Origin of the sequence: Pseudarthrobacter sp. DSP2-3-2b1, assembly GCF_049895945.1 — a bacterium.
Taxonomy (GTDB): domain Bacteria; phylum Actinomycetota; class Actinomycetes; order Actinomycetales; family Micrococcaceae; genus Arthrobacter.
Map to the genome: position 1 here is coordinate 32,264 of NZ_JAFCTI010000008.1, position 19,266 is coordinate 51,529.

The window sequence follows — 19,266 nt, forward strand, 5'->3', positions numbered from 1 at the left end:
CCTCGATTTTTCGGCGGGTGAAAGAATGTTGGGGTGAACCCCCATGACTCCCTGATTCCGTTGCTGGGCCGCGGCCCGGACCCGGAGCAGCTGCGTCATGTCCGGACCATCCCCGCCCGTAAAGCGGTCCACGAGCCGTGGCCGGACTGGGCCCACCCGGATGTCGTGTCCGCTTATGGCACCTTGGGCATCCACGAGCCTTACCGGCACCAGATCCAGGCCGCCAACCTTGCCCACGGCGGCGAGCACGTGGTGATTGCCACGGGCACCGCCTCGGGTAAATCACTCGCCTACCAGCTGCCGGCACTGGACGCCATCCACCGCTCCGAGCTCCGCGTGCTGGCGGAACCGGGGAAGATCCACGATGACGGCGCCGTCACCCTTTACCTTTCGCCGACGAAGGCCCTCGCCGCGGACCAGCTTGCAGCAATCCGGGCCCTGAAGCTGCCCACCGTGCGTGCCGAGACGTACGACGGCGACACCGACCCCGCATCGCGCCGCTGGATCCGGGACCACGCCAACTTCATCCTCGCGAACCCGGACATGCTCCACTTCGGCATCCTGCCCAACCATGCCTGGTGGGCCGGCTTCTTCCGGCGGCTGCGGTACGTGATCGTGGATGAAGCCCACAGCTACCGGGGAGTCTTCGGCTCCCATGTTGCCAATCTGATGCGCAGGCTGCGCCGGATCTGCGCCTACTACGGTGCCGGAACCTCCCACCCTGAACCGGTGTTCATCGCGGCGTCTGCCACTGCTTCGGAACCCGCCACCTCCTTCGGGCGGCTGATCGGCGCACCTGTCCGGGCGGTCGCGGAGGACTCCTCACCGCACGGCTCCACTACCGTGGCCTTCTGGGAGCCGGCGCTCATGGACCTTAAAGGCGAGAATGGGGCCCCACAACGCCGCACCGCAGTGGCAGAAACGGCCGATCTGCTGGCCAACCTGGTCTCGTCCCGGATCCGGACCATCGCCTTTATCAAATCCAGACGCGGTGCCGAAACGATCTCGTCCATCAGCAAGCGCCTGCTGGACGAAGTGGACCCCAGCCTGCCGCAACGTGTTGCCGCCTACCGGTCCGGCTACCTGCCCGAGGAGCGCAGGGCGCTGGAGAAGGCCCTGAGGTCCGGCGAGCTTCTGGGCGTTTCCAGTACGTCCGCGCTGGAGCTGGGGATCGACATTTCCGGGCTGGATGCCGTCCTGGTGGCCGGCTGGCCGGGAACCCGGGCTTCGCTGTTCCAGCAGATCGGTCGGGCCGGGCGGGCAGGCCAGGATGCCATCGCCGCCTTTGTGGCCAGCGATGATCCGCTGGACACCTACCTGGTGAACCACCCGGAGGCGATTTTCGACGTCTCGGTTGAGGCAACGGTGTTCGATCCTTCCAATCCGTATGTGCTGGGGCCGCATCTTTGTGCCGCCGCGGCGGAGCTGCCGCTTGGCGTGGGAGAACTCGGCCTTTTTGGTGGTACGGCCGAGAAGCTACTGGGGCAGCTGGTGACCCAGGGCTATCTGCGCCGCCGGCCGGCCGGTTGGTTCTGGACCCATTCCCAGAGCGCTGCCGCCATGGTGAACCTCAGGGCCGACGGCGGAGGGCCGGTAAGCATCGTGGACGCCGATACCGGCTCCCTGCTGGGGACCATGGACTCACCGCAGACGCACTACCAGGCCCACACCGGGGCGGTCTACGTCCATCAGGGCGACAGCTATGTGGTGGAGGACCTGAACGAGGACGAACACTGTGTGGTGGTCCGCCGGGCCAACCCCGACTACTACACCACCGCCCGGGATGTAACGCAGATCGAGGTCCTCGAAACGCAGCGGACGGCGCACTGGGGCGACGTGGCCGTGCATTTCGGTGATGTGAAAGTGACAACGCAGGTGGTTTCCTTTCAGCGGAAGGCCATGGTCTCGAACGAGGTCCTGGGCGAGGAGCCTTTGGAGCTGGGCGCCCGGGACCTGTTCACCAAGGCTGTCTGGTTTGTGGTGGAGAACAGGTCCCTGACCGGCGCCGGACTCATCGAGGCGGAGTTCCCGGGTGCCCTTCATGCCGCCGAACACGCAGCGATCGGCCTCCTGCCGCTGGTGGCCTCAAGCGACCGCTGGGACATCGGCGGAGTGTCCACGGCCATCCACGCCGACACAGGAGTGCCCACCATCTTTGTGTACGACGGACACCCTGGCGGGGCCGGATTCGCCGAGCGCGGGTTCGACAAAGCGAAGGTATGGCTGACGGCAACCCGGGACGCCATCAAAGCCTGCGAGTGTGAATCGGGCTGCCCGTCCTGCGTCCAGTCCCCCAAATGCGGAAACAAGAACAACCCGCTGGACAAGGCCGCGGCAATCACACTCATCGACGTCCTGCTCAAGGATGCCAGCGAAGAACCTCCCCAGCAGGCGGAGCTTTCCCCCCTTAGACCCCAGCACGACCGGGCGCTCAGTCCGGCTGCGGTTCAGGGCGGCGGTCCGGCCCGGGCCTGACCACTGGCGGGACCGAGCATGGTCCGTGCAATCAGCTCCGTCCGGACCTCGACAGTCTGGCCGGCTCCCTCGCTGCAACTGACGAGAGTGGCAGCGTGGCGGGCGGCCACAGCGGCCGCGACGGCACAGGGCTCCCCCGAGGTGAGGCCACGCAGGGCATCGGCAGCGGCAAGGGCGGCGAGGTCCGCTGCTGCCGCTGCCCTGCTGGCCATGACGGCGGACTGTGCCAGAAGCAGCATCAGGACCATGGCCATGATGACAACCATCGCCAGTCCGGCTGCAAGGACGGTTCCGGAGCCGCGCTCCGGGTGGTCCGGGCTATCCTGGCGATCCGGGTGGTCCGGGTGCTGGCCTTCCGGGTGGTCCCGCTGGTCCGGATGGTCCCGGTGCTTGCCTTTCATGTCCCCGCCCCGGCCACGGTCTGGGTGAAAGTCGACCGCGCAGTGCGTGAGTGTTCCGGCTGTGCTGAGAGCGCCAGGAATGACCCCTGTTTGAGCTTCGGAGCCCACGAGGCGGCCGGTGTTTCGTTGCGGGTGGTGGCCCTGGCCGTCAGCGTCCAGGGAACGGTTGCCCCGAGCGGGCCACCCACCCTGTCGGCCACAGTGACGCTCAGCCACTCGCCGTCCGCTGCAACGGACGCCGTGGCCGACGGCCCGGCCAAGGTCCTGACGATCCCCTCGACTGCCGCCGGGTCTTCTCCGCGGGCGAGTGCCCTCGCACCTGCCCGCGCTGCCTCCTCCAGCCGGAGCTGGGTGACACCGCCGGCGGCTCCGGCAAGCAGCAGTGCCAAAAGGAGCAGGACCGCCGGCAGGGCCACCGCGAACTCAGCCGTCACGGCGCCACGGGCACTCCCCGGCCCGCCGCCGCCGTGCCCGGGCCAGCTGGCCCGGCTGGCCCGGCTGGACCTGGTGACCTCAGCCAAGCCCACCTCAGCCTGCTGGCCAGCGTCCGGGGGTGGCGCTGCCGGCGCCCGGCTCACGGCAGGGCCAGCGCCGTGCGGATCAGCGTCAGCAGGAACCCGCGCACTTCGTCGCTGCGGAGAATGAAGACCAGCAGGCCTGCGAAGCCCACAGCAGCCAGGGTTGCGATGGCGTACTCTGCCGTGGCCATGCCCGCTTCTGACCCCAGGAGCCAAGTGCTGCGCTTCCCGGCCCTGTCCGCCCGGGTCTGGAACTCCACCACGTTGCTGTCCTCCCCCGCGGGGGCCCGTGCATGGTCAGCTGGTCCGGTGACGGTTGATCCGGTGCTCATTGAATCTGCCGTTGGGCCGCCCGCGCTCGACAATCCTGAGGTCAGCCCCCCGTTGGCCAGGGGTGATTCGGTGTGGCATTCAACGCAATATCGGTTGACGATGGTCATGGTGTTCCCCTTCTGTGATCCGGCTGAGTTGCCGGCTGATCCGACTCTTCCCGGCTGCGCCACCACCGGTAAGGGCAGGCGTTTGGTAAGTGGAAAACTGCGGGAAGAAACCGGATGTGGAGGAAAGGACGGAGGCAACGTCCGGCCAGGCACCGCCGCTGATTCGGGCACGGGAACTACGCTTTGGCCATGGGCGAGGAAAACAAGAAGGACCGCGGGGACGAACGCACGCTCCTGGAAAGGCTGCAGGTCATCGGCCAGCAGGGGGAGGTGCTGGCCTTCATGCGGAACATGCGGCTCGAACAGCAAAGCAGGGGCCCGGTCGAAAAAATTGCACTGGTGATGGGCCAGTACGAGCGTGAGCGGGAACAGATCCTTCAATGGTTGGGCAAGACCGAGGATCCCCAATGGTGGGCCGGCGCCAGCGAAAAAGATGTCTTTGAGGTCTTCGGTGTCTCTTCAACGTGGAAGGACGATTCTGAGGCGGCCGCCGAGGCAGACAGGCGTATCCGTCAAGCCATTCAGCACAAGTACGGGGTCGATGCGCCGTCGCTCGATACGATGCCTCCCTGGGACGAAGACAGGCGCACGGGAAATTGACGTCACTGGTGACGGCCCGCAGCACAGATACTACCCAGAGGGCACCAGAGCCAGGAGGACCGGGACCACCCCCAGGCAGATGAACGCCGGCAGCGAGCACAATCCCAGCGGAATGACGAGCTTCACCCCCAGCGAGGCCGCCCGCTTTTCAGCAGCACGGAACCTTTCCCGGCGGAGCCTGGCGGCCTGTGCATAAAGGATGGCCGACGACGGCGCACCGGTCAGCGCGGCAAACCCCAGCGCATCCCGCAGCTCCAGGATCTCGGGAAACCGCACCTCGGAACTGCGCCAGGCCGTCTCCCAGTCAGCTCCAATGGCGAGCGCGGACACCACTGGCCGCAGCGCACTGCTGTAGTCCGGTGACGCCGAGGCGGCCACCAGTTCGAGCGAACGGCCGATCCCTGAACCTGCATCCAGCATCGCGGCTACGAGTTCCAGCATCATGGCCGGATCGTGCAAACCCTGATGCCTTCCATCGTGGTTGACCTCGCCGCCGGTGCCGCTGCGGTTTCCGCCGCAAGGACTCCCATCCCGGCCGACCTCCCGGTCTGGGTGGCTGTCCAGTCCCAGCAGCCGCAGCCGCACGCGCACAGGTCCGGAAAAAGCCAGCCAGGCAGCTGCGGCCAGAACAACGATGAGAGCCAGCCCGGGCAGAATCGCCGCCGTCACGCTGGCCCCGCCCCCGCGGCGCCGGCGGCTCCACGAACCAGACGGGCGGACCAGATTCGTCCGGCGATGGTCAGTCCCACTCCCGCTGCTAAGGCCGCCATGCCCAGCGGCGTACCGACCAGGATGGCCAGGGGATCGACGCCCAGGGCCATTCCCAGCCCCAGTCCCATCAGCGGAAGCCAAGTCAGGAGGGTGACTGTCGCTTTGGGTCCTGCAAGGGCTGTTTGCCGTGCGGCTTCGGCATCGTCCTCGACTTCGAGTTGGGCAGCAAACCGTGTCAGGACATCGGCCAAAGGACAGCCGCTGGCTTCGGCTATGTCGAAGCACGCAGCCAACTCACACCAGATCCGGGATTCCCTGCCATCATTGCGCGGGAAGGCCTGCTGGACAGAATTCCTGATCGCTGCGGACACCGGCGATCCCCGGTGGGCGGCTGCCTTGACGGCACCAAGCATCACCAAGGAACCCCCGCTCAGGCTCGCACCGGAACGTCCCACTGCCTGTGGGCCGGAGACTCTGGCTGGCTGGCCCCCGCGGTCCGGGGCCGAAGCGGCGGCAAAGGGGCCGCCGGAACCGGTTTCAATCCGGCCCGCGTGGACGAGCCATAATTCATCCCACAGCCGTGCGGGGGTGCGCCCACCCTTCAACAGCGCGGCAAGCTGCTGGACCAACAGTGTCAGGGAGAGGCCGGCCTGCTGCCGCCCTGACCTGCGCGCTGAACCGGCGACTCCTCCGAAGATACCTCCGACGCTGAAGCCGCTGAACCCGCCCAAGCTGCCGCCACCCAAATTGCTGACATTCCCCGAACCGGCCGGGACCAGCCCTAACCGACCCCCGCCAGGGCGGACCGGTGCGGTGATTCCCACGGCCCGGCGGAAACGGCCCGTTGCCCCTCCCGGCGGGCGGAAGAGCAGGACGGCAGCGGACACGAGAAGCGCGGCCAGCAGGACGCTCATGCAACAGCGTCCACGGCAGTGTTAACACCGGGTGACATTCCGAGCCGCCCGCACAGCGCTTCCCAACCAGGCCCCGGCGTGAGCCGTCCCCGTCCGCTTTCGAGGGCCGGAACCACGGAAAGCCCACCGGGACCGTCCTGCAGCAGACCGACGCAGCCGACGTGCCGGCCGCTGGGGGACCTTTGCACATGGACGATGAGATCGAGGGCGCTGGCTGCCTGCAACCGGACGGCGTCCGGCCCCAAACCGGCCAAGGCGCCCAGGGCGGTAAGCCGCGCCGGTACCGAGGTTGCTGCGTTCGCGTGGATGGTCCCGCCGCCACCGGTGTGGCCGGTGTTCATGGCTGTCAGCAGTTCCCGGACCTCCGCGCCGCGGCATTCACCCACCACCAGCCGGTCCGGCCGCATCCGCAGGGCCTGCCGGACGAGCTCGCCCAGGTCCACTTCGCCGCCGCCCTCGAGGTTTCCGTGGCGGGACTCCAGCGACACGATGTGCGGGTGGACGGGGTTCAATTCAGAGGCGTCCTCGATCAGGACGAGCCGTTCCGCCGGTGAGCACAGCCCCAGCAGGGTGGACAGCAGCGTGGTCTTGCCCGAGCCGGTGGCGCCGCTGATGAGGAAGCTCAGCCGTTGCTCAACAATGCGTTCCAGGACATCCTGCATCACAGTCCCGAACATCCCGCCGGCACGGAGTTCTTCCATCGAGAAGACCTGTTCCCGCCGGATCCTGACGCTCAGCAGGGTTCCGGCTGTTGAAATGGGCGGCAGCACGGCGTGGACCCGGTAGCCGCCGTCGAGCCTGACATCAACGCAAGGTGAGCCGTCATCGAGCCGCCGCCCGCCGGCTGCCACCAGCCGCGACGCCAAAGCCCGGACCTGTGCCTCACCCGAAAACGAAACCCCGGCCGGTTCAATGCCCCTGCCCCGGTCGATCCAGACCGAGTCCGGGGCGTTGACGAAGATGTCAGTCACTTGGACGTCCCTGGTCAGCTCCTGGAGCGGGCCGAGCCCGTTCAGCTCCGCACTGATCCGTTCCACCGCGGCAAGGGACCCCGCTGTCCCCAGCAGCCGCCCCGTGGCCTGCACCGCCGCGGCGACGCGGGATGGGGTGACCGGCCCGGCGTCGGACATCACGGATTCCCGGACCGTTTCCAGCAGGGCAGCGTCCAGGACCCGGGGATCGAGCACCCGGGCCTGGCGGCGGCGCTGGCCCGTCAGGTTGCCGGCGGATGGCGGCGGGAGTGGCTGCCGCGCACTCACAGCAGTTCACCCGCGGGTATCTCATCGTCGAAAAGATCCAGCACCGCAGCGGCAAAATGCCTGACGCTGCGCCGCTTGCCCAGCTCCAGGAGCCGCCCGTTTTCTGCCGCCGCAACCACACCGCGCAGCTCGGGAACCCGTCCCTGGACCGCAAGCCCGACAGCGCCGGCAATCAGCCCGCTGTCCAGGGCTGCGCCGGCCTTGCCCCGCACCAGGAGGGCCGCTTCAATGGGCGGAAGTTCCTGGAGGAGCCGTGCGGTTGCCACGGCAGCCTTGAGTTGCGCCGGAACCACCACCAGGATGCGGTCGCAGTCCCAGGCGAAAGTGTGCACGGGCTCGGCACCGCGGCCGATGTCCACCACCACCAGCTCATAGCCCCGCCGGGCGGCGTCGAGCACGCCGCCAATGGTAGTGGCGTCCACCGGCGCCGGACGGTCCCGGCTGCCGGGCCAGGAAAGGAAAGAAAACCCTCCGGCGACGGGCAGGGAATCGGAAAGCTGCCCGGCGTCGATGCTGCCGCTCGCATCCGCAAGGTCCAGCCAGCGCAGCCCCGGAGTCTCCTCAGCGGCCAACGCCAGTTCCAGGCCGCCGCCCCACGGATCCCCGTCCACCAGCAGGACGCGCACGCCGAGTCCGGCCGCGGCCTGGGCGATCCAGATGGCTGCGGTGGTGGCCCCTGCTCCCCCGCAGCCGCCTGTTATGCCAAGCACCAGCCCGCCGGCTTCAGGTGAACGGGATCTGCTCAGGTATTCGGCCAGCCAGGCTGCGGCGTCAGGAAGCACCGCCACGCGCTCGGCACCAAGGGCAGCTGCAAGGTGCCAGAGGCTGTCCCCTTCCCCGTTCAGGCCCACCAGCACGGCCGGCGCCCGCCGGCGCGGCGGTAGCTCCCGGACATCGCTCCCCACCAGCACTGCGGCAGCGGCGTCCCAGTATTTGGCCGCCTCAGCCACATCCTCCACAACACGCAGCTGGCCACCGGCGGCGGCTACGATCTGTTCCACTTCGCCCTGGAGCACCGCGTACCCGGTCACCAGCAGCACCTCCGCGGCCGCCTGATCCGGCAGCCAAGCGCCGGCCGCCTGCCCGGCTGGTGAAACACCTGCTGCCGCGGCCTGCCCGGGCGGGCCGGCCAGCCCGTGTGGACGCGCCAGCCCGGATGGTGGCCGTTCGGACGGGGATGGCTGTTGCTGGTGCCTGCTCATGGAGCAACTCTCCACCGGGCCGCGGCGGGGAAAACAGGGGGCAACCGCCCTATGTGGACAACCTCCGCACAGGACTGCCGCTGCCACAGGGCAGAATTGGACCTATGTATCTGCTGCTCGCTGCCCACACCAACGGCGCAGCCCTCCAGCAGCTGACGCAGGCCGGCGCTCCACACCCGGACCGCCCCGAACCGCGGCTGATCAGCGGCGGTGAGCTGGCCGGCGTCGTACGTCAACTGGAGAACCGGCCGCGCGAGGCGTCGCCGCGCTGGATCTGGCACCGGACCCAGGACTGGTACCCCGCGCTGCTGGCGGCTGGAGTGGAGCTGGAACGCTGCTACGACCTGAGTTTGAGCAGCAACATTCTGGCCTATTCACAGTTCACGGCCCACACCGAGTACGCCCTGACCGCCGAGAAGGTCACCCTGGACGATCCCCAGCAGCCGCCCCGTTCCCTGCAGCCGCCACCCCCGCCGGCAGATCAGGGCGCGCTCTTTGATGCCCCTGTCCGCGGGGCAGCACCGCGCCTCACCCTGGCCGATCTGCGCAGCGAATATGCCGCCCAGCAGACTGCCATCGCCGCCGTCGCGCTCGAAGAGAACAAACGCAAACGCCTCCAGTTGCTGCTTGCCGCGGAATCGGCCGGCGCAATGATCGCCGCGGAAATGCAGCACACCGGCGTTCCATGGCGGGAGGACCTGCACGAACAGATCCTCGCCGAACACCTCGGTCCCCGCCCGCAGCCGGGGCACCGCCCCGCCAAACTCGAAGCGCTGAACACCGAACTCAAAGGTCTGCTGAATTCCCCAGGGCTGAACCCTGATTCGCCGCAGGAACTGATGCGCGCCCTGCACCGCAACGGCATCGAGGTGAAAAGTACTCGGCAGTGGGAGCTGAAGGAATCCAGCCATCCGGCCATGGAACCGCTCCTCGCTTACAAAAAACTGTCCCGCCTCCACACAGCAAACGGCTGGGCCTGGCTGGATGCGTGGGTGACGGACGGCCGCTTCCAGCCCGAGTATGTGGTGGGCGGGGTGGTGTCCGGGCGCTGGGCTTCCCGCGGCGGCGGAGCGCTGCAGATCCCGCGGCAGATCCGCGGTGCCGTCCATGCGGCTCCGGGTTACAAACTCATCGTCGCGGATGCGTCCCAGCTGGAACCGCGTGTCCTGGTGGCGCTGGCGCAGGACTCCAAAATGGCGGAGGCCGCGCGGGACAAGGACCTGTATGCAGGCATCGCAGCGCAGGGCTTCGGCGGCGACCGCGCCAAGGCAAAGGTTGCCCTCCTCGGCGCGATCTACGGTGCCACCACTGGCGAATCCGGGCGGCTCATGCCGCAGCTGGCGAAGACCTACCCGCGCGCCGTCGGCTTTGTAGAGCAAGCTGCACGCGAGGGCGAGGCCGGGGGCACCGTGACCACCAGGCTTGGGCGAAGCAGCCCGCCGCCGTCGGAACAGTGGTTCCGGAGCCAGCAGTCGGCGTCGGCCGAGGAACAGCGCCGAGCCGAAGCGATCGCCCGCTCCCGGGGCCGCTTCACCCGCAACTTTGTGGTGCAGGGTTCTGCTGCTGACTGGGCGGCCTGCTGGCTGGCGGACTTACGACGGCGGCTGCGCGCCCTGCGTGCCGAGTCTTCCGTTCAGGCGGAACTGGTCTTTTTCCTCCACGATGAGGTAATGGTTCACGCACCGGAGGCTGGGGTTGCGGCCTGCGTCCGCGCCATCGAGGAGGCAGCCAGTGCCGCCAAGGAACTCCTGTTCGGCCCCATCCCGGTGGAGTTTCCGGTGAGCGTCGCGGTGGTGGACTCCTATGACAACGCAAAGTAAAGGGCGTTCAGTTAGTGCGGCGTAACCTACCCGCTAGTAGCTGGCCGAGCCGACGCAGGCGAAGTTACAGTCAAGGGAAGCGACTGAGGCAGACGGTTCAGCTACACATGCAAAGACGCATAATTAGGGGGTCCGGCACATGGCGGGCAAATTCGAAATTCACCGGGTAAGCAACGGGTGCTACCGGCTCAGGCTTACTGATTCACACGGGAACACTGTTGCAGTGTCGCCCGATTACAAACACCTCAGCGCAGTGAAGGAAGGCATCAAAGCATTGCGTGAGAATGCGGCCACCGGCATTGTTGTTGATCTTCGCCAGCCGCCGCAGACCAGCTGAGCCACGACGTCCGGTTAGCCGCGGCGCGGCTGGCCGGACGCCCGCAGTTGAAGCCGGAATGGCGACTAAATAGCTCTGCTAGAAAGCAACCCGGTGCACGCGGGTCCGGTCCCACGGGACGGCCCAGCCCAGCTGCTCGAAGAGCCCGTCCAGGATAATCCCGGTGAATCCCCAAACGAGCACGCCTTTGACGGCGAAGCCGGGGCTGCTGAAGGTCCGGCCGTCCCGGCTCACCGTGGCTGTGACCCTGTTGGCCGGGTCCAGCAGGTCGCGGACCGGGACCCGGAACACCTGGGCCGATTCGCCGTAGTCAACCACACGGACGGGCGACGGCGAGGCCCACCATCCCAGAACGGGCGTCACCAGGAAGTTGCTCCGGGCGAGCCCGAGCTCCTGCAGGGTGCCCAGGACCTCCACCCCTGCCGAGTCCAGGCCGGTCTCCTCTTCAGCTTCCCGCAGGGCAGCGGCAACCGGGGACTCGTCCGGGTCAATGCCGCCGCCAGGGAAGGCGACCTGGCCGGGATGGGAGCCTAACGTATGGGCGCGCTCCAGCAGGAGGACATCAAGATCCGCTGCGGCGAAGGGTTCATCGGAAGCGGCCGGGACATCGTCCAGCACGCCAAAAAGCATCAGGACCGCTGCCTTGCGGGCAATGGTCTCATCCACGGTCAACGCCGCCCAGAGGGTGTTGGGGGCTGTGACATCGCCGTTTTCCGATCGCTGCACCAGCCGGATCAGGTCCTGGCGGGCACTCACGGGACCCGCCTTTGGGATTCCATCCGGATTTCGGCGGCGCGGTGGGTTTCGGCGAGCAGCCGTTCCAGGAGGGGTTCGCTGCCCGGCGCCAGCTCATACTTCAGCAGCTTCGCGGCCTTCACCGGATCGGTCTCCCCGAGCCCGTAGCTGGGACACCAGTTGGCCACCGGACACGCACCGCATGCCGGCTTCCGGGAATGGCACACCCGCCGGCCGTGGAACACCACGCGATGGGACAGCATGGTCCAGTCCCTGGGTTCAAACAGCTCGGCCACATCAAATTCGATCTGCACCGGGTCCTCGGACGTGGTCCAGCCGAACCGCCGTGCGAGCCTGCCGAAGTGGGTGTCCACCGTGATCCCGGGTACGCCGAAAGCGTTGCCCAGAACCACGTTGGCGGTTTTGCGTCCCACCCCGGGCAGGGTCACCAGATCCTCAAGCCTGCCGGGAACCACGCCGTCGTACTCGTCCACCAGCCGCGTGGCGAGGGCCAGCAGGTTCCTGGTTTTGGCCCGGAAGAACCCGGTGGGCTTGATGATGGCTTCGAGTTCGGCGGTGTCGGCCTCCGCCATGTGCCGGGCGTCCGGGAAACGCGAAAACAGGAGCGGGGTGATCGCGTTGACCGTGACATCCGTTGTCTGGGCGGACAGGACCGTGGCGACCAGGAGCTCGAACGGGTTCCGGAAATCAAGCTCCGCGTGAGCGTACGGGTACTTCTCCGCCAACACCCGGTTGATCCGCCGCGCCCGGCGCTTGAGCGCCAGCAGGGACTCGGATGTGGCCACGCGGGACCCGCTAGCCGCGCTCGATGTTGCTGAGGTCGCGGAGCACGCCTACCCGGCCGTCGGTGTGCTGGACGAGGAATTCGTGTCCCCGGTCCTCCAGTGCCAGCACCCAGCCGCCCGGTTCAATGACGAAGGAAGGGGCACCCGTGCGGGGGTCCACGGCTGTCCGGTGCTGGGCAACGGCGAACCAGAACGCCTCGTGCGCGGGCTGGTCATCGGTCTCCTCGGGACGGCTGGCCGGATCCACAGTGGCACCGATGGGCTCCGCATTCCGCACCTGCCGGGGCGCCACCTGCTGGTGCACCGCCGTCGCAGCAGGTTCCGCCGCGGACTGTCGGGCGGAGGCAGCGGCGGGTGCAGCGCCGTCGTCGTGGTTCCGGCGGGCATCATGGCCCAGGTCCTCACGGCTCGAGCCGGCCGGCGCAGCCGCGCCGGTGGAAGCGCCCGACGCGCCGGCCACGGCGCCGGTAGCCGCCGAGGCGGCCACAGGAATGTCACCGGCCATGGTCTCCTGGGCCGAGGCCGGCACGGAGGTCTGCCCGCCGGCGGACACCGCTGACGCGCCAGAGGATGACCGGGCAGACGATGCTGCGGGCGCCGCAGCCTGTGAAGGCACGACGTCGGACGCCTGGGTTGAGAGGCTGGGGTCACCGGCAGCGGGCCATTCCTCTACCTCGGGGGCAGAAGAGACGGTGGCCGGGGCCGCCGTGGCCGCGCGGGCCGACGCTGCAGCCGGGGACACAGAGGCCCTCGAGTCGCCGGAAACGCCTGCGGATGCTGCGGCGGCGGCAGGCTTGGGTTCCTTGGGAGTGTGGGGTCTTGGTGTCGGGGCGACGGCGTCGCGTGCCACCACGTGCGATGGGGTCTCGTCGCGGCCCAGGAAGTCTCCGGCGAAAAACGGAATGAACCGGCTCAGCACGGTAGCGGCGAACAGCACCACGGAACCGATCAGGCCAACCAGCAGGCTGGGAACATAGGCCGCAGCCACGGAAACGAAGAAGAAGGCAAGCGCGAAGGAGGCCACCACTGACGCGAACTGGTCCACGGACAGCGATCCGATCCGGACCTTCGTGGCAGGGGCGAGCCGGCGGGCAACGAACAGGGCCGTCACGATGAGCGGCAACACGATGCCAAGCCCCAGGAAGAACAGGCTGCCCGCGTTCCAGAGGTTGAACCGGCCGAAGAACACCGGCAGCAGCGAGGCAACCAGCAGAATCAGGGTGGCGGCGAAAACCGTCAGGTCACGCAATGTGAACGGGCCCAGAACGGCCTGGTTGGTGGTGCCGGCCTTGCCCTCCTGCTTCCGCGGGCCCGCTGTTGCGCCATTGCCGGAGGCAGTATCGGAACTGCCTTCCGCTGCATGGCCAACTTTTTGGCCGAAGCTTTGCTCGTTCATTTTGTTCTCCTTAGCGTGGCTCCGTGGAAGTCACAATTCTTTTCTCAGCCTAGTCAAGGTCATGGCTGATCACTAGCTGATCGGCGGCGCGCGGCCCGCGGCGTGGGGGCTCCGGTAACCATTCACCGCTAAATAAATGCCGCTCAGGGCACAGGTGTGACACCGCCCACACATGGACACTCCTGAAGTATTAGGGTTGATTTCGGAACAGCTCTTCGCGGAATGACCGTGACGGGGTGTGCCGGCCGCGCAGGTGGCAGGCACGGTCCGGTGACGGCAGAGCCGCCGTAAAGATCGATGAATGATGAGGTTCACCATGTCCCAGAACAGCGCAGCTGCCACTGCACCCGCCGTCGCCCTGCAGGGTGACCAGCAGGGTGACGCTTTTGAAAACCTGCTTCAGGAAAACCGTGCTTTTGCCCCGACCCCGGAATTCGCTGCCGACGCCGTTGTCACCGCGGCCGATTACGCTGAGGCCGAGGCTGACCGCCCGGCTTTCTGGGCCCGGCAGGCCCGGGAACTGCTCACCTGGAGCAAGGACTTCGAGAAGACCCTTGACTGGTCCAACCCGCCGTTCGCCAAGTGGTTCGTCGGCGGCGAGGTCAACGCTGCCTACAACGCGCTGGACCGGCACGTGGAGAACGGCCTCGGGGACCGGGTGGCCATCTACTTCGAAGGCGAGCCCGGCGATACCCGCACCTACACCTACGCCCAGCTCACCGAAGAGGTGAAAAAGGCCGCGAACGCTTTCGAGTCCCTCGGCGTGGCCAAAGGCGACCGGGTGGCGGTCTACCTGCCCATGATTCCCGAAGCCGTCATCACGCTGCTGGCCTGCGCCCGGATCGGCGCGGTGCACTCGGTGGTGTTCGGCGGGTTCTCCGCCGAGGCCCTGCGGTCCCGGATCGATGACGCCGAGGCCAAGCTTGTGGTCACAGCCGACGGCACTTACCGCCGCGGCAAGCCCAGTGCCCTCAAGACCGCGGTGGACGATGCACTCTCGCACGTGGGCGACGGCAGCGGCCACACGGTCCAGAACGTTGTGGTGGTCAAGCGCAACGGCCAGGACGTGGACTGGCACGAGGGCCGGGACCACTGGTGGGACGACACCGTCGGCGCCGCCTCCACCCAGCACACCGCCGTCGGGCATGACTCCGAGCACCCGCTGTTCATCCTCTACACCTCCGGCACCACCGGCAAGCCCAAGGGCATCCTGCACACCACCGGCGGCTACCTCACCCAGGGCGCCTACACGCACAAGGCAGTCTTTGACCTGCACCCCGAGACGGACGTGTACTGGTGCACGGCCGACGTCGGCTGGGTCACCGGCCACTCCTACGTCGCCTACGCCCCGCTCATCAACGGCGCCACCCAGGTCATGTACGAGGGCACCCCGGATTCCCCGCACCAGGGCCGCTGGTGGGAGATCATCGAGAAGTACAAGGTCTCCATTCTCTACACCGCCCCCACCGCCATCCGCACGTTCATGAAGTGGGGACGGGAGATCCCGGACAAGTTCGATCTGTCCTCGATCCGGGTCCTAGGTTCCGTGGGCGAATCCATCAACCCCGAGGCGTGGATGTGGTACCGGAACGTCATCGGCGCCAACGCCGGCAAGAACGGCGAGAAGAAGGAACACCCCGCCCCGATCGTGGACACCTGGTGGCAGACCGAAACCGGCGCCCAGATGATCGCACCGCTGCCCGGCGTCACTGCCACCAAGCCCGGCTCCGCCCAGACCCCGCTGCCCGGCATCGCCGTGGACGTCGTGGACGAGATGGGCGAGTCCGTGCCGAACGGCCACGGCGGGTTCCTGGTGATCCGTGAACCGTGGCCGGCCATGCTCCGCGGCATCTGGGGCGATCCGGAACGCTTCAAGGACACCTACTGGTCCCGGTTCGAGACCATGTACTTCGCCGGCGACGGCGCCAAAAAAGACGACGACGGCGACATCTGGCTCCTCGGCCGGGTGGACGACGTCATGAACGTCTCCGGCCACCGGCTCTCCACCACGGAAATCGAATCCGCCCTGGTCTCCCACCCCACGGTCGCCGAAGCCGCAGTGGTGGGCGCCGCGGACGAAACCACCGGGCAGGCCGTCGTCGCGTTCGTCATCCTCCGCGGCGACGCCGTGGACACCGGCGACGCCATCATCGCCGAACTCCGCAACCACGTCGCCAAGGAAATCGGCCCGATCGCCAAACCGAAGACCATCCTCGTGGTCCCGGAACTCCCGAAAACCCGCTCCGGCAAAATCATGCGCCGCCTCCTCAAGGACGTCGCAGAGGGACGCGAAGTAGGGGATGCCACCACCTTGGCCGACAACACCGTTATGGCCCAGATCGCGGCGTCACTGCGTAAGTAGTCGGTCCGCTACCACTCGCTTCTCCGACAGGGAAGGGCGGTCATCCTCCGCGTGCTGCTCGTACCTCGCTTTGACGCACGCTTCCGGATAACCGCCCTTCCCTGTCTATTGCCCCACCTCCCGTTGAGTGCGCCCTAGACTTGTGGCAGTTCTGTCCCCTGCCGAGAAGGACCCGCCCCGATGCTCCCTGCCGCGCGACATCAAGCGATTGTTGAGGCTGTCCAGCGGGAGCGGGTTGTTCGCGTATCCGACTTGGCGCAGCAGTTGGGCGTTTCGTTGATGACTGTGCGGCGCGACATTGAGCTGCTGGAGGAAGGGGGCCGGCTGGAGCGGATTCATGGCGGCGCTAAACTTCCCGGCGATGCGAGCACGCATGAGCCCGGTTTTGAACTCAAGTCCACCCAGCTGACCGCGGAGAAACGGGCCATCGCGCTCGAGGCGGCCAGCCTGGTCCAGGAGGGCATGGCGGTGGGCCTGAGCGCCGGAACCACCACCTGGGCCCTTGCCAAGGAACTGGTCAACGGTCCGCGGATCACCGTGGTGACCAACTCGGTGCGCATCGCCGACCTTTTCCACCACGGCGCGTCGGCAGGCTCAGCCCGCTACGCATCCACCGTGATCCTGATCGGCGGCGAGCGCACGCCGTCGGACGCCCTGGTGGGGCCCATCGCGACGGCGGCGCTGAAGCAGCTGCACCTGGACGTGCTGTTCCTGGGGGTGCACGGGATGGATGCCGAGGCAGGCTTCACCACCCCCAACCTGCTGGAGGCCGAGACGGACCGCGCGTTCGTGGCTGCGGCCCGTAAAACGGTGGTCCTGGCCGATCACAGCAAGTGGGGCACGCTGGGCATCAGCACCATCGCCGCCCTGGACGAGGCGGACGAGGTCATCAGCGATTCAGGCCTCAGTACCGAAGCCCGGCGGATCCTGGGCGAACGGACCGGCAGGCTCCGGATCGCAGGCTAAGGCGCCGAACAGCAGCGACCCACTCAGGCATGCGCCGCAGCAGCCCTCTGGTTCAGGGGCAGCCGCAGGACTGGCGGATGTGCAGCTTCGTGGGGAAGATCCGGTGCCGGGGCTTTTCGCCGCGGCCGGCGCCCACCAAGGCTGCCACGGCGGCCTCCGCCATGTCGGCCACAGGCTGCTCAACGGTGGTCAGCGGCGGCCACGAGTACTCGGCTTCCAGGGAACCGTCAAAGGACGCCACGGCGATCTCACCGGGCACGGCGAGGCCGGCTTCGTGGACCGCACGCAGCAGGCCGATCGCCTGCATGTCCGAGCTGGCAAAGATCGCCGTGGGCCGGTTGACTGACGCGAGCAGGCGCTGCCCGGCACTGTAGCCACCGGGCCTGGTGAAGTCGCTGTACGCGATGGGGCCTTCCGGCAGTCCCGCGGCCTGCAACGCCTCCCGCCAGCCCAGTTCACGCCCGTCAGTGCTGCTGGAAACGTTGGTGCCCATTGCCAGGCCGATGTTGGTATGGCCGTGCCCGATCAGGTGCTCCACGGCCATCCGGGCGCCGGCGGCAAGGTCCACGCCGATGCTGTTGAACCCGGGCGCATCGCGTTCCTGGTTCAGCAGGACCGACGGAATGTCCGCTGTTTCCAAGGACTCCAGGTCGGGCTCGAAAAGCACGCTGGCCAGCAGCACACCGTCCACCTGCCGGGCGGCCAGGTTGCGGATGTTCCGCCGCTCCTTGGCCAGGTTTCCGTCCGAGTTGCTCAGCACCAGGGCATAGCCCAGTTCCGCGGCTGCATCCTCCACAGCATGGGCAAAGAAGGAGAAAAAGGGGTTGCTGTTGTCAGGGATGACCAGGCCAATGGTCTCGCTGGACCCGAGCTTGAGGGCCCTGGCTGCCGCGTTGGGCCGGTAACCCAAAACGCGGATGGCGTCCTGGACCTTCGCTTCGGTGGCCGGCGCTACTTTCTTGGGCCCGCCGTTCACCACATAACTGACGACGGCGGTGCTGACTCCGGCATACCGGGCAACGTCCTTACGGGTCACCGGGCCGCGCGGGGCCTGCACTACGGGAGTCGTCATGGTGTCCATGCTAGCTAGCGGTTGGCCGGGGCATCGCCAAAGTCGCGGATGGGCAGCCGCTCCCCGCCCTGGACGGCTGACGCATGCGCCACGATGCCGGGCAGCGTGAACCTGGCCGCAACCCAGGCGTTCACCGGAGGCAGCGTGCCGGTGTTGACCGCCGTGACGAAGTCATCCACCAGGAAGTGGTGGCTGCCTTCATGGCCGTTGGGGGCGCCACGGAACTCCGCCGGCAGCCGTTCCGCGTCATGGACGGGAGAGAGGCCGGAGACGAAGGCGTCCCTCAACTCCGGTGCCACGTTGGCCAGCGACGGGTCGTCCAGGGACATACTGGGCCGGGTTTCGAACTGTTCGGAGATGTCGTGGACGTTTTCCTTGTCCTGCCAGACGGTGACTTTGGCGAGCTGTTCGAAGCTGGCCTCCGTCCCGAAAAACCTGAACCGGGACTCCCGGATGTGCGATGGGTAACCCACCCGGCGCATCTCGTTGGTGCGCATCACGCCGCCGTCGTTGAGTTCAAAGAGGGCAGTGGCATTGGAGAAATCGTTGCCGAACATGCTGATCTCCTTGTCGAAGACACCATCATTCCGGTCATCCTTGACCCCGACGCAGCTGACGCTGACAGCGTGGGCGGGAACGGCGCCCAGCACTCCACCCACCGCGTGGGTGGGGTACAGCATGGGCGGGTAGCTGGCCGTTTCCTTCCAGCGGTCACCGCCGCTGTACTGGTAGGCGTCGTAGAAGCCCAGGTCCATGTCGTGGACGTAATCGCCCTCGGAGTAGAAGATCCGGCCGAACTTTCCGGCCGCAAGCTGCTGGCGCGCATAGACCGTGGCGGGGTTGTAGTAGCTGGTCTCCCCCATCATGTAGACCAGCCCGGTCTCCCGGACGGCGTCGATAATGCAGGCGATTTCCTCCTCGGAGACAGCCATGGGCACAGCCGAGTAGACGTGCTTGCCGGCACGGAGGGCCTGCTCCACCAGCGGCCCGTGCGTCCAGCGCTGGGTGAAGATGGCCACGGCGTCGACGTCGGAGGCCAGGAGGTCCTCGAAGCTCGCCTTTGATCCAGCCAGGTGGTAGCGGTCCACCGCCTCCGCTGCGCGTTCCGGCAGTTCATCCACCACGTACACGGCACTGACGCCGGGGTGGAGGTTGAAAAGGTGGGCGAACTGGCCGCCGAACTGGCCGACTCCTACTACGCCGAGCGAAAACGTCATTGTCTCTCTTTCCGTGGGGCTGGGAACCGCGCTTC

Annotated in this window: 18 protein-coding genes; 6 read left to right on the forward strand and 12 right to left on the reverse strand. The window is 67.4% G+C overall.

The window, feature by feature from the left end; translation table 11 throughout:
• The first annotated feature begins 33 nt into the window (after nucleotides 1-33).
• Nucleotides 34-2,475 carry a DEAD/DEAH box helicase gene (locus tag ACP7AX_RS11355; RefSeq protein WP_426226561.1) on the forward strand — a complete coding sequence of 814 codons (2,442 nt, stop codon included), beginning with the start codon at nucleotides 34-36 and terminating at the stop codon, nucleotides 2,473-2,475.
• On the opposite strand, the gene ACP7AX_RS11360 is transcribed toward ACP7AX_RS11355, so the two are convergent.
• From ACP7AX_RS11360 to ACP7AX_RS11370, 3 genes are read right to left on the reverse strand one after another with little or no spacing between them, the layout of a single operon-like run.
• Nucleotides 2,448-2,876 carry an Rv3654c family TadE-like protein gene (locus tag ACP7AX_RS11360; RefSeq protein ID WP_426226562.1) on the reverse strand — a complete coding sequence of 143 codons (429 nt, stop codon included), beginning with the start codon at nucleotides 2,874-2,876 and terminating at the stop codon, nucleotides 2,448-2,450. The two genes, ACP7AX_RS11355 and ACP7AX_RS11360, sit on opposite strands and share 28 nt — an antisense overlap.
• Nucleotides 2,873-3,397, reverse strand: a complete 525-nt coding sequence (locus ACP7AX_RS11365; RefSeq protein ID WP_426226563.1) for a TadE family type IV pilus minor pilin — start codon at nucleotides 3,395-3,397, stop codon at nucleotides 2,873-2,875. The genes ACP7AX_RS11360 and ACP7AX_RS11365 overlap by 4 nt, the downstream gene beginning before the upstream one ends.
• 53 nt (nucleotides 3,398-3,450) lie before the next feature.
• Complete coding sequence (locus ACP7AX_RS11370; RefSeq protein ID WP_426226564.1) at nucleotides 3,451-3,726, reverse strand: DUF4244 domain-containing protein; 276 nt, start codon at nucleotides 3,724-3,726, stop codon at nucleotides 3,451-3,453.
• A 297-nt stretch (nucleotides 3,727-4,023) separates the two neighbouring features.
• Here ACP7AX_RS11370 and ACP7AX_RS11375 point away from each other — a divergent pair, with 297 nt between their 5' ends.
• Nucleotides 4,024-4,434 carry a hypothetical protein gene (locus ACP7AX_RS11375; protein ID WP_426226565.1) on the forward strand — a complete coding sequence of 137 codons (411 nt, stop codon included), beginning with the start codon at nucleotides 4,024-4,026 and terminating at the stop codon, nucleotides 4,432-4,434.
• A gap of 30 nt (nucleotides 4,435-4,464) precedes the next feature.
• On the opposite strand, the gene ACP7AX_RS11380 is transcribed toward ACP7AX_RS11375, so the two are convergent.
• Genes ACP7AX_RS11380 through ssd form a run of 4 tightly spaced genes read right to left on the reverse strand, consistent with a single transcriptional unit; the run spans nucleotide 4,465 to nucleotide 8,520 of the window.
• Nucleotides 4,465-5,103: a type II secretion system F family protein gene (locus ACP7AX_RS11380; protein ID WP_426226566.1), complete on the reverse strand. Its 639-nt coding sequence runs from the start codon at nucleotides 5,101-5,103 to the stop codon at nucleotides 4,465-4,467.
• Complete coding sequence (locus tag ACP7AX_RS11385) at nucleotides 5,100-6,059, reverse strand: type II secretion system F family protein (protein WP_426226567.1); 960 nt, start codon at nucleotides 6,057-6,059, stop codon at nucleotides 5,100-5,102. Before ACP7AX_RS11385 ends, ACP7AX_RS11380 begins: the two co-directional genes overlap by 4 nt.
• Nucleotides 6,056-7,318 (reverse strand): TadA family conjugal transfer-associated ATPase, encoded by a 1,263-nt coding sequence (locus ACP7AX_RS11390; protein WP_426226568.1) that lies wholly within the window; start codon nucleotides 7,316-7,318, stop codon nucleotides 6,056-6,058. The genes ACP7AX_RS11385 and ACP7AX_RS11390 overlap by 4 nt, the downstream gene beginning before the upstream one ends.
• Nucleotides 7,315-8,520 (reverse strand): septum site-determining protein Ssd, encoded by a 1,206-nt coding sequence (gene ssd, locus ACP7AX_RS11395; RefSeq protein WP_426226569.1) that lies wholly within the window; start codon nucleotides 8,518-8,520, stop codon nucleotides 7,315-7,317. The genes ACP7AX_RS11390 and ssd overlap by 4 nt, the downstream gene beginning before the upstream one ends.
• A gap of 104 nt (nucleotides 8,521-8,624) precedes the next feature.
• Here ssd and ACP7AX_RS11400 point away from each other — a divergent pair, with 104 nt between their 5' ends.
• Nucleotides 8,625-10,340, forward strand: a complete 1,716-nt coding sequence (locus tag ACP7AX_RS11400; RefSeq protein WP_426226570.1) for a bifunctional 3'-5' exonuclease/DNA polymerase — start codon at nucleotides 8,625-8,627, stop codon at nucleotides 10,338-10,340.
• Between the two features lie 139 nt (nucleotides 10,341-10,479).
• The gene (locus tag ACP7AX_RS11405) at nucleotides 10,480-10,677 is read left to right on the forward strand and encodes a DUF1508 domain-containing protein (protein ID WP_131684462.1); all 198 of its coding nucleotides are present in this window, start codon (nucleotides 10,480-10,482) and stop codon (nucleotides 10,675-10,677) included.
• Nucleotides 10,678-10,755: 78 nt separating this feature from the next.
• Here ACP7AX_RS11405 and ACP7AX_RS11410 read toward each other — a convergent pair whose 3' ends face one another.
• From ACP7AX_RS11410 to ACP7AX_RS11420, 3 genes are read right to left on the reverse strand one after another with little or no spacing between them, the layout of a single operon-like run.
• Nucleotides 10,756-11,433: an NUDIX domain-containing protein gene (locus ACP7AX_RS11410; protein WP_131684461.1), complete on the reverse strand. Its 678-nt coding sequence runs from the start codon at nucleotides 11,431-11,433 to the stop codon at nucleotides 10,756-10,758.
• Nucleotides 11,430-12,218 carry an endonuclease III gene (gene nth / locus ACP7AX_RS11415; RefSeq protein ID WP_426226571.1) on the reverse strand — a complete coding sequence of 263 codons (789 nt, stop codon included), beginning with the start codon at nucleotides 12,216-12,218 and terminating at the stop codon, nucleotides 11,430-11,432. The genes ACP7AX_RS11410 and nth overlap by 4 nt, the downstream gene beginning before the upstream one ends.
• A 10-nt stretch (nucleotides 12,219-12,228) precedes the next feature.
• Nucleotides 12,229-13,614, reverse strand: a complete 1,386-nt coding sequence (locus ACP7AX_RS11420) for a hypothetical protein (protein ID WP_426226572.1) — start codon at nucleotides 13,612-13,614, stop codon at nucleotides 12,229-12,231.
• A gap of 316 nt (nucleotides 13,615-13,930) precedes the next feature.
• Here ACP7AX_RS11420 and acs point away from each other — a divergent pair, with 316 nt between their 5' ends.
• Together acs and ACP7AX_RS11430 are read left to right on the forward strand one after the other, a co-directional pair.
• The gene (gene acs, locus ACP7AX_RS11425) at nucleotides 13,931-15,976 is read left to right on the forward strand and encodes an acetate--CoA ligase (protein ID WP_426226573.1); all 2,046 of its coding nucleotides are present in this window, start codon (nucleotides 13,931-13,933) and stop codon (nucleotides 15,974-15,976) included.
• 180 nt (nucleotides 15,977-16,156) lie between these two features.
• Nucleotides 16,157-16,942, forward strand: a complete 786-nt coding sequence (locus ACP7AX_RS11430) for a DeoR/GlpR family DNA-binding transcription regulator (RefSeq protein ID WP_426226574.1) — start codon at nucleotides 16,157-16,159, stop codon at nucleotides 16,940-16,942.
• Between the two features lie 52 nt (nucleotides 16,943-16,994).
• Here the strand turns inward: ACP7AX_RS11430 and ACP7AX_RS11435 are convergent, their stop codons facing one another.
• Together ACP7AX_RS11435 and ACP7AX_RS11440 are read right to left on the reverse strand one after the other, a co-directional pair.
• Nucleotides 16,995-18,014 (reverse strand): substrate-binding domain-containing protein, encoded by a 1,020-nt coding sequence (locus ACP7AX_RS11435; RefSeq protein WP_131684456.1) that lies wholly within the window; start codon nucleotides 18,012-18,014, stop codon nucleotides 16,995-16,997.
• A gap of 14 nt (nucleotides 18,015-18,028) precedes the next feature.
• Nucleotides 18,029-19,231 (reverse strand): Gfo/Idh/MocA family protein, encoded by a 1,203-nt coding sequence (locus ACP7AX_RS11440; protein ID WP_426226575.1) that lies wholly within the window; start codon nucleotides 19,229-19,231, stop codon nucleotides 18,029-18,031.
• Nucleotides 19,232-19,266 lie beyond the last annotated feature (35 nt).

Coding starts and splice junctions, on each gene's coding strand:
- ACP7AX_RS11400 (WP_426226570.1), top strand. CDS start 8,625: ATGTATCTGCTGCTCGCTGCCCACACCAACGGCGCAGCCCTCCAGCAG.
- ACP7AX_RS11370 (WP_426226564.1), bottom strand. CDS start 3,726: ATGAGCACCGGATCAACCGTCACCGGACCAGCTGACCATGCACGGGCC.
- ACP7AX_RS11385 (WP_426226567.1), bottom strand. CDS start 6,059: ATGAGCGTCCTGCTGGCCGCGCTTCTCGTGTCCGCTGCCGTCCTGCTC.
- acs (WP_426226573.1), top strand. CDS start 13,931: ATGTCCCAGAACAGCGCAGCTGCCACTGCACCCGCCGTCGCCCTGCAG.
- ssd (WP_426226569.1), bottom strand. CDS start 8,520: ATGAGCAGGCACCAGCAACAGCCATCCCCGTCCGAACGGCCACCATCC.
- ACP7AX_RS11420 (WP_426226572.1), bottom strand. CDS start 13,614: ATGAACGAGCAAAGCTTCGGCCAAAAAGTTGGCCATGCAGCGGAAGGC.
- ACP7AX_RS11430 (WP_426226574.1), top strand. CDS start 16,157: ATGCTCCCTGCCGCGCGACATCAAGCGATTGTTGAGGCTGTCCAGCGG.
- ACP7AX_RS11440 (WP_426226575.1), bottom strand. CDS start 19,231: ATGACGTTTTCGCTCGGCGTAGTAGGAGTCGGCCAGTTCGGCGGCCAG.
- ACP7AX_RS11405 (WP_131684462.1), top strand. CDS start 10,480: ATGGCGGGCAAATTCGAAATTCACCGGGTAAGCAACGGGTGCTACCGG.
- ACP7AX_RS11435 (WP_131684456.1), bottom strand. CDS start 18,014: ATGACGACTCCCGTAGTGCAGGCCCCGCGCGGCCCGGTGACCCGTAAG.
- ACP7AX_RS11375 (WP_426226565.1), top strand. CDS start 4,024: ATGGGCGAGGAAAACAAGAAGGACCGCGGGGACGAACGCACGCTCCTG.
- ACP7AX_RS11360 (WP_426226562.1), bottom strand. CDS start 2,876: ATGAAAGGCAAGCACCGGGACCATCCGGACCAGCGGGACCACCCGGAA.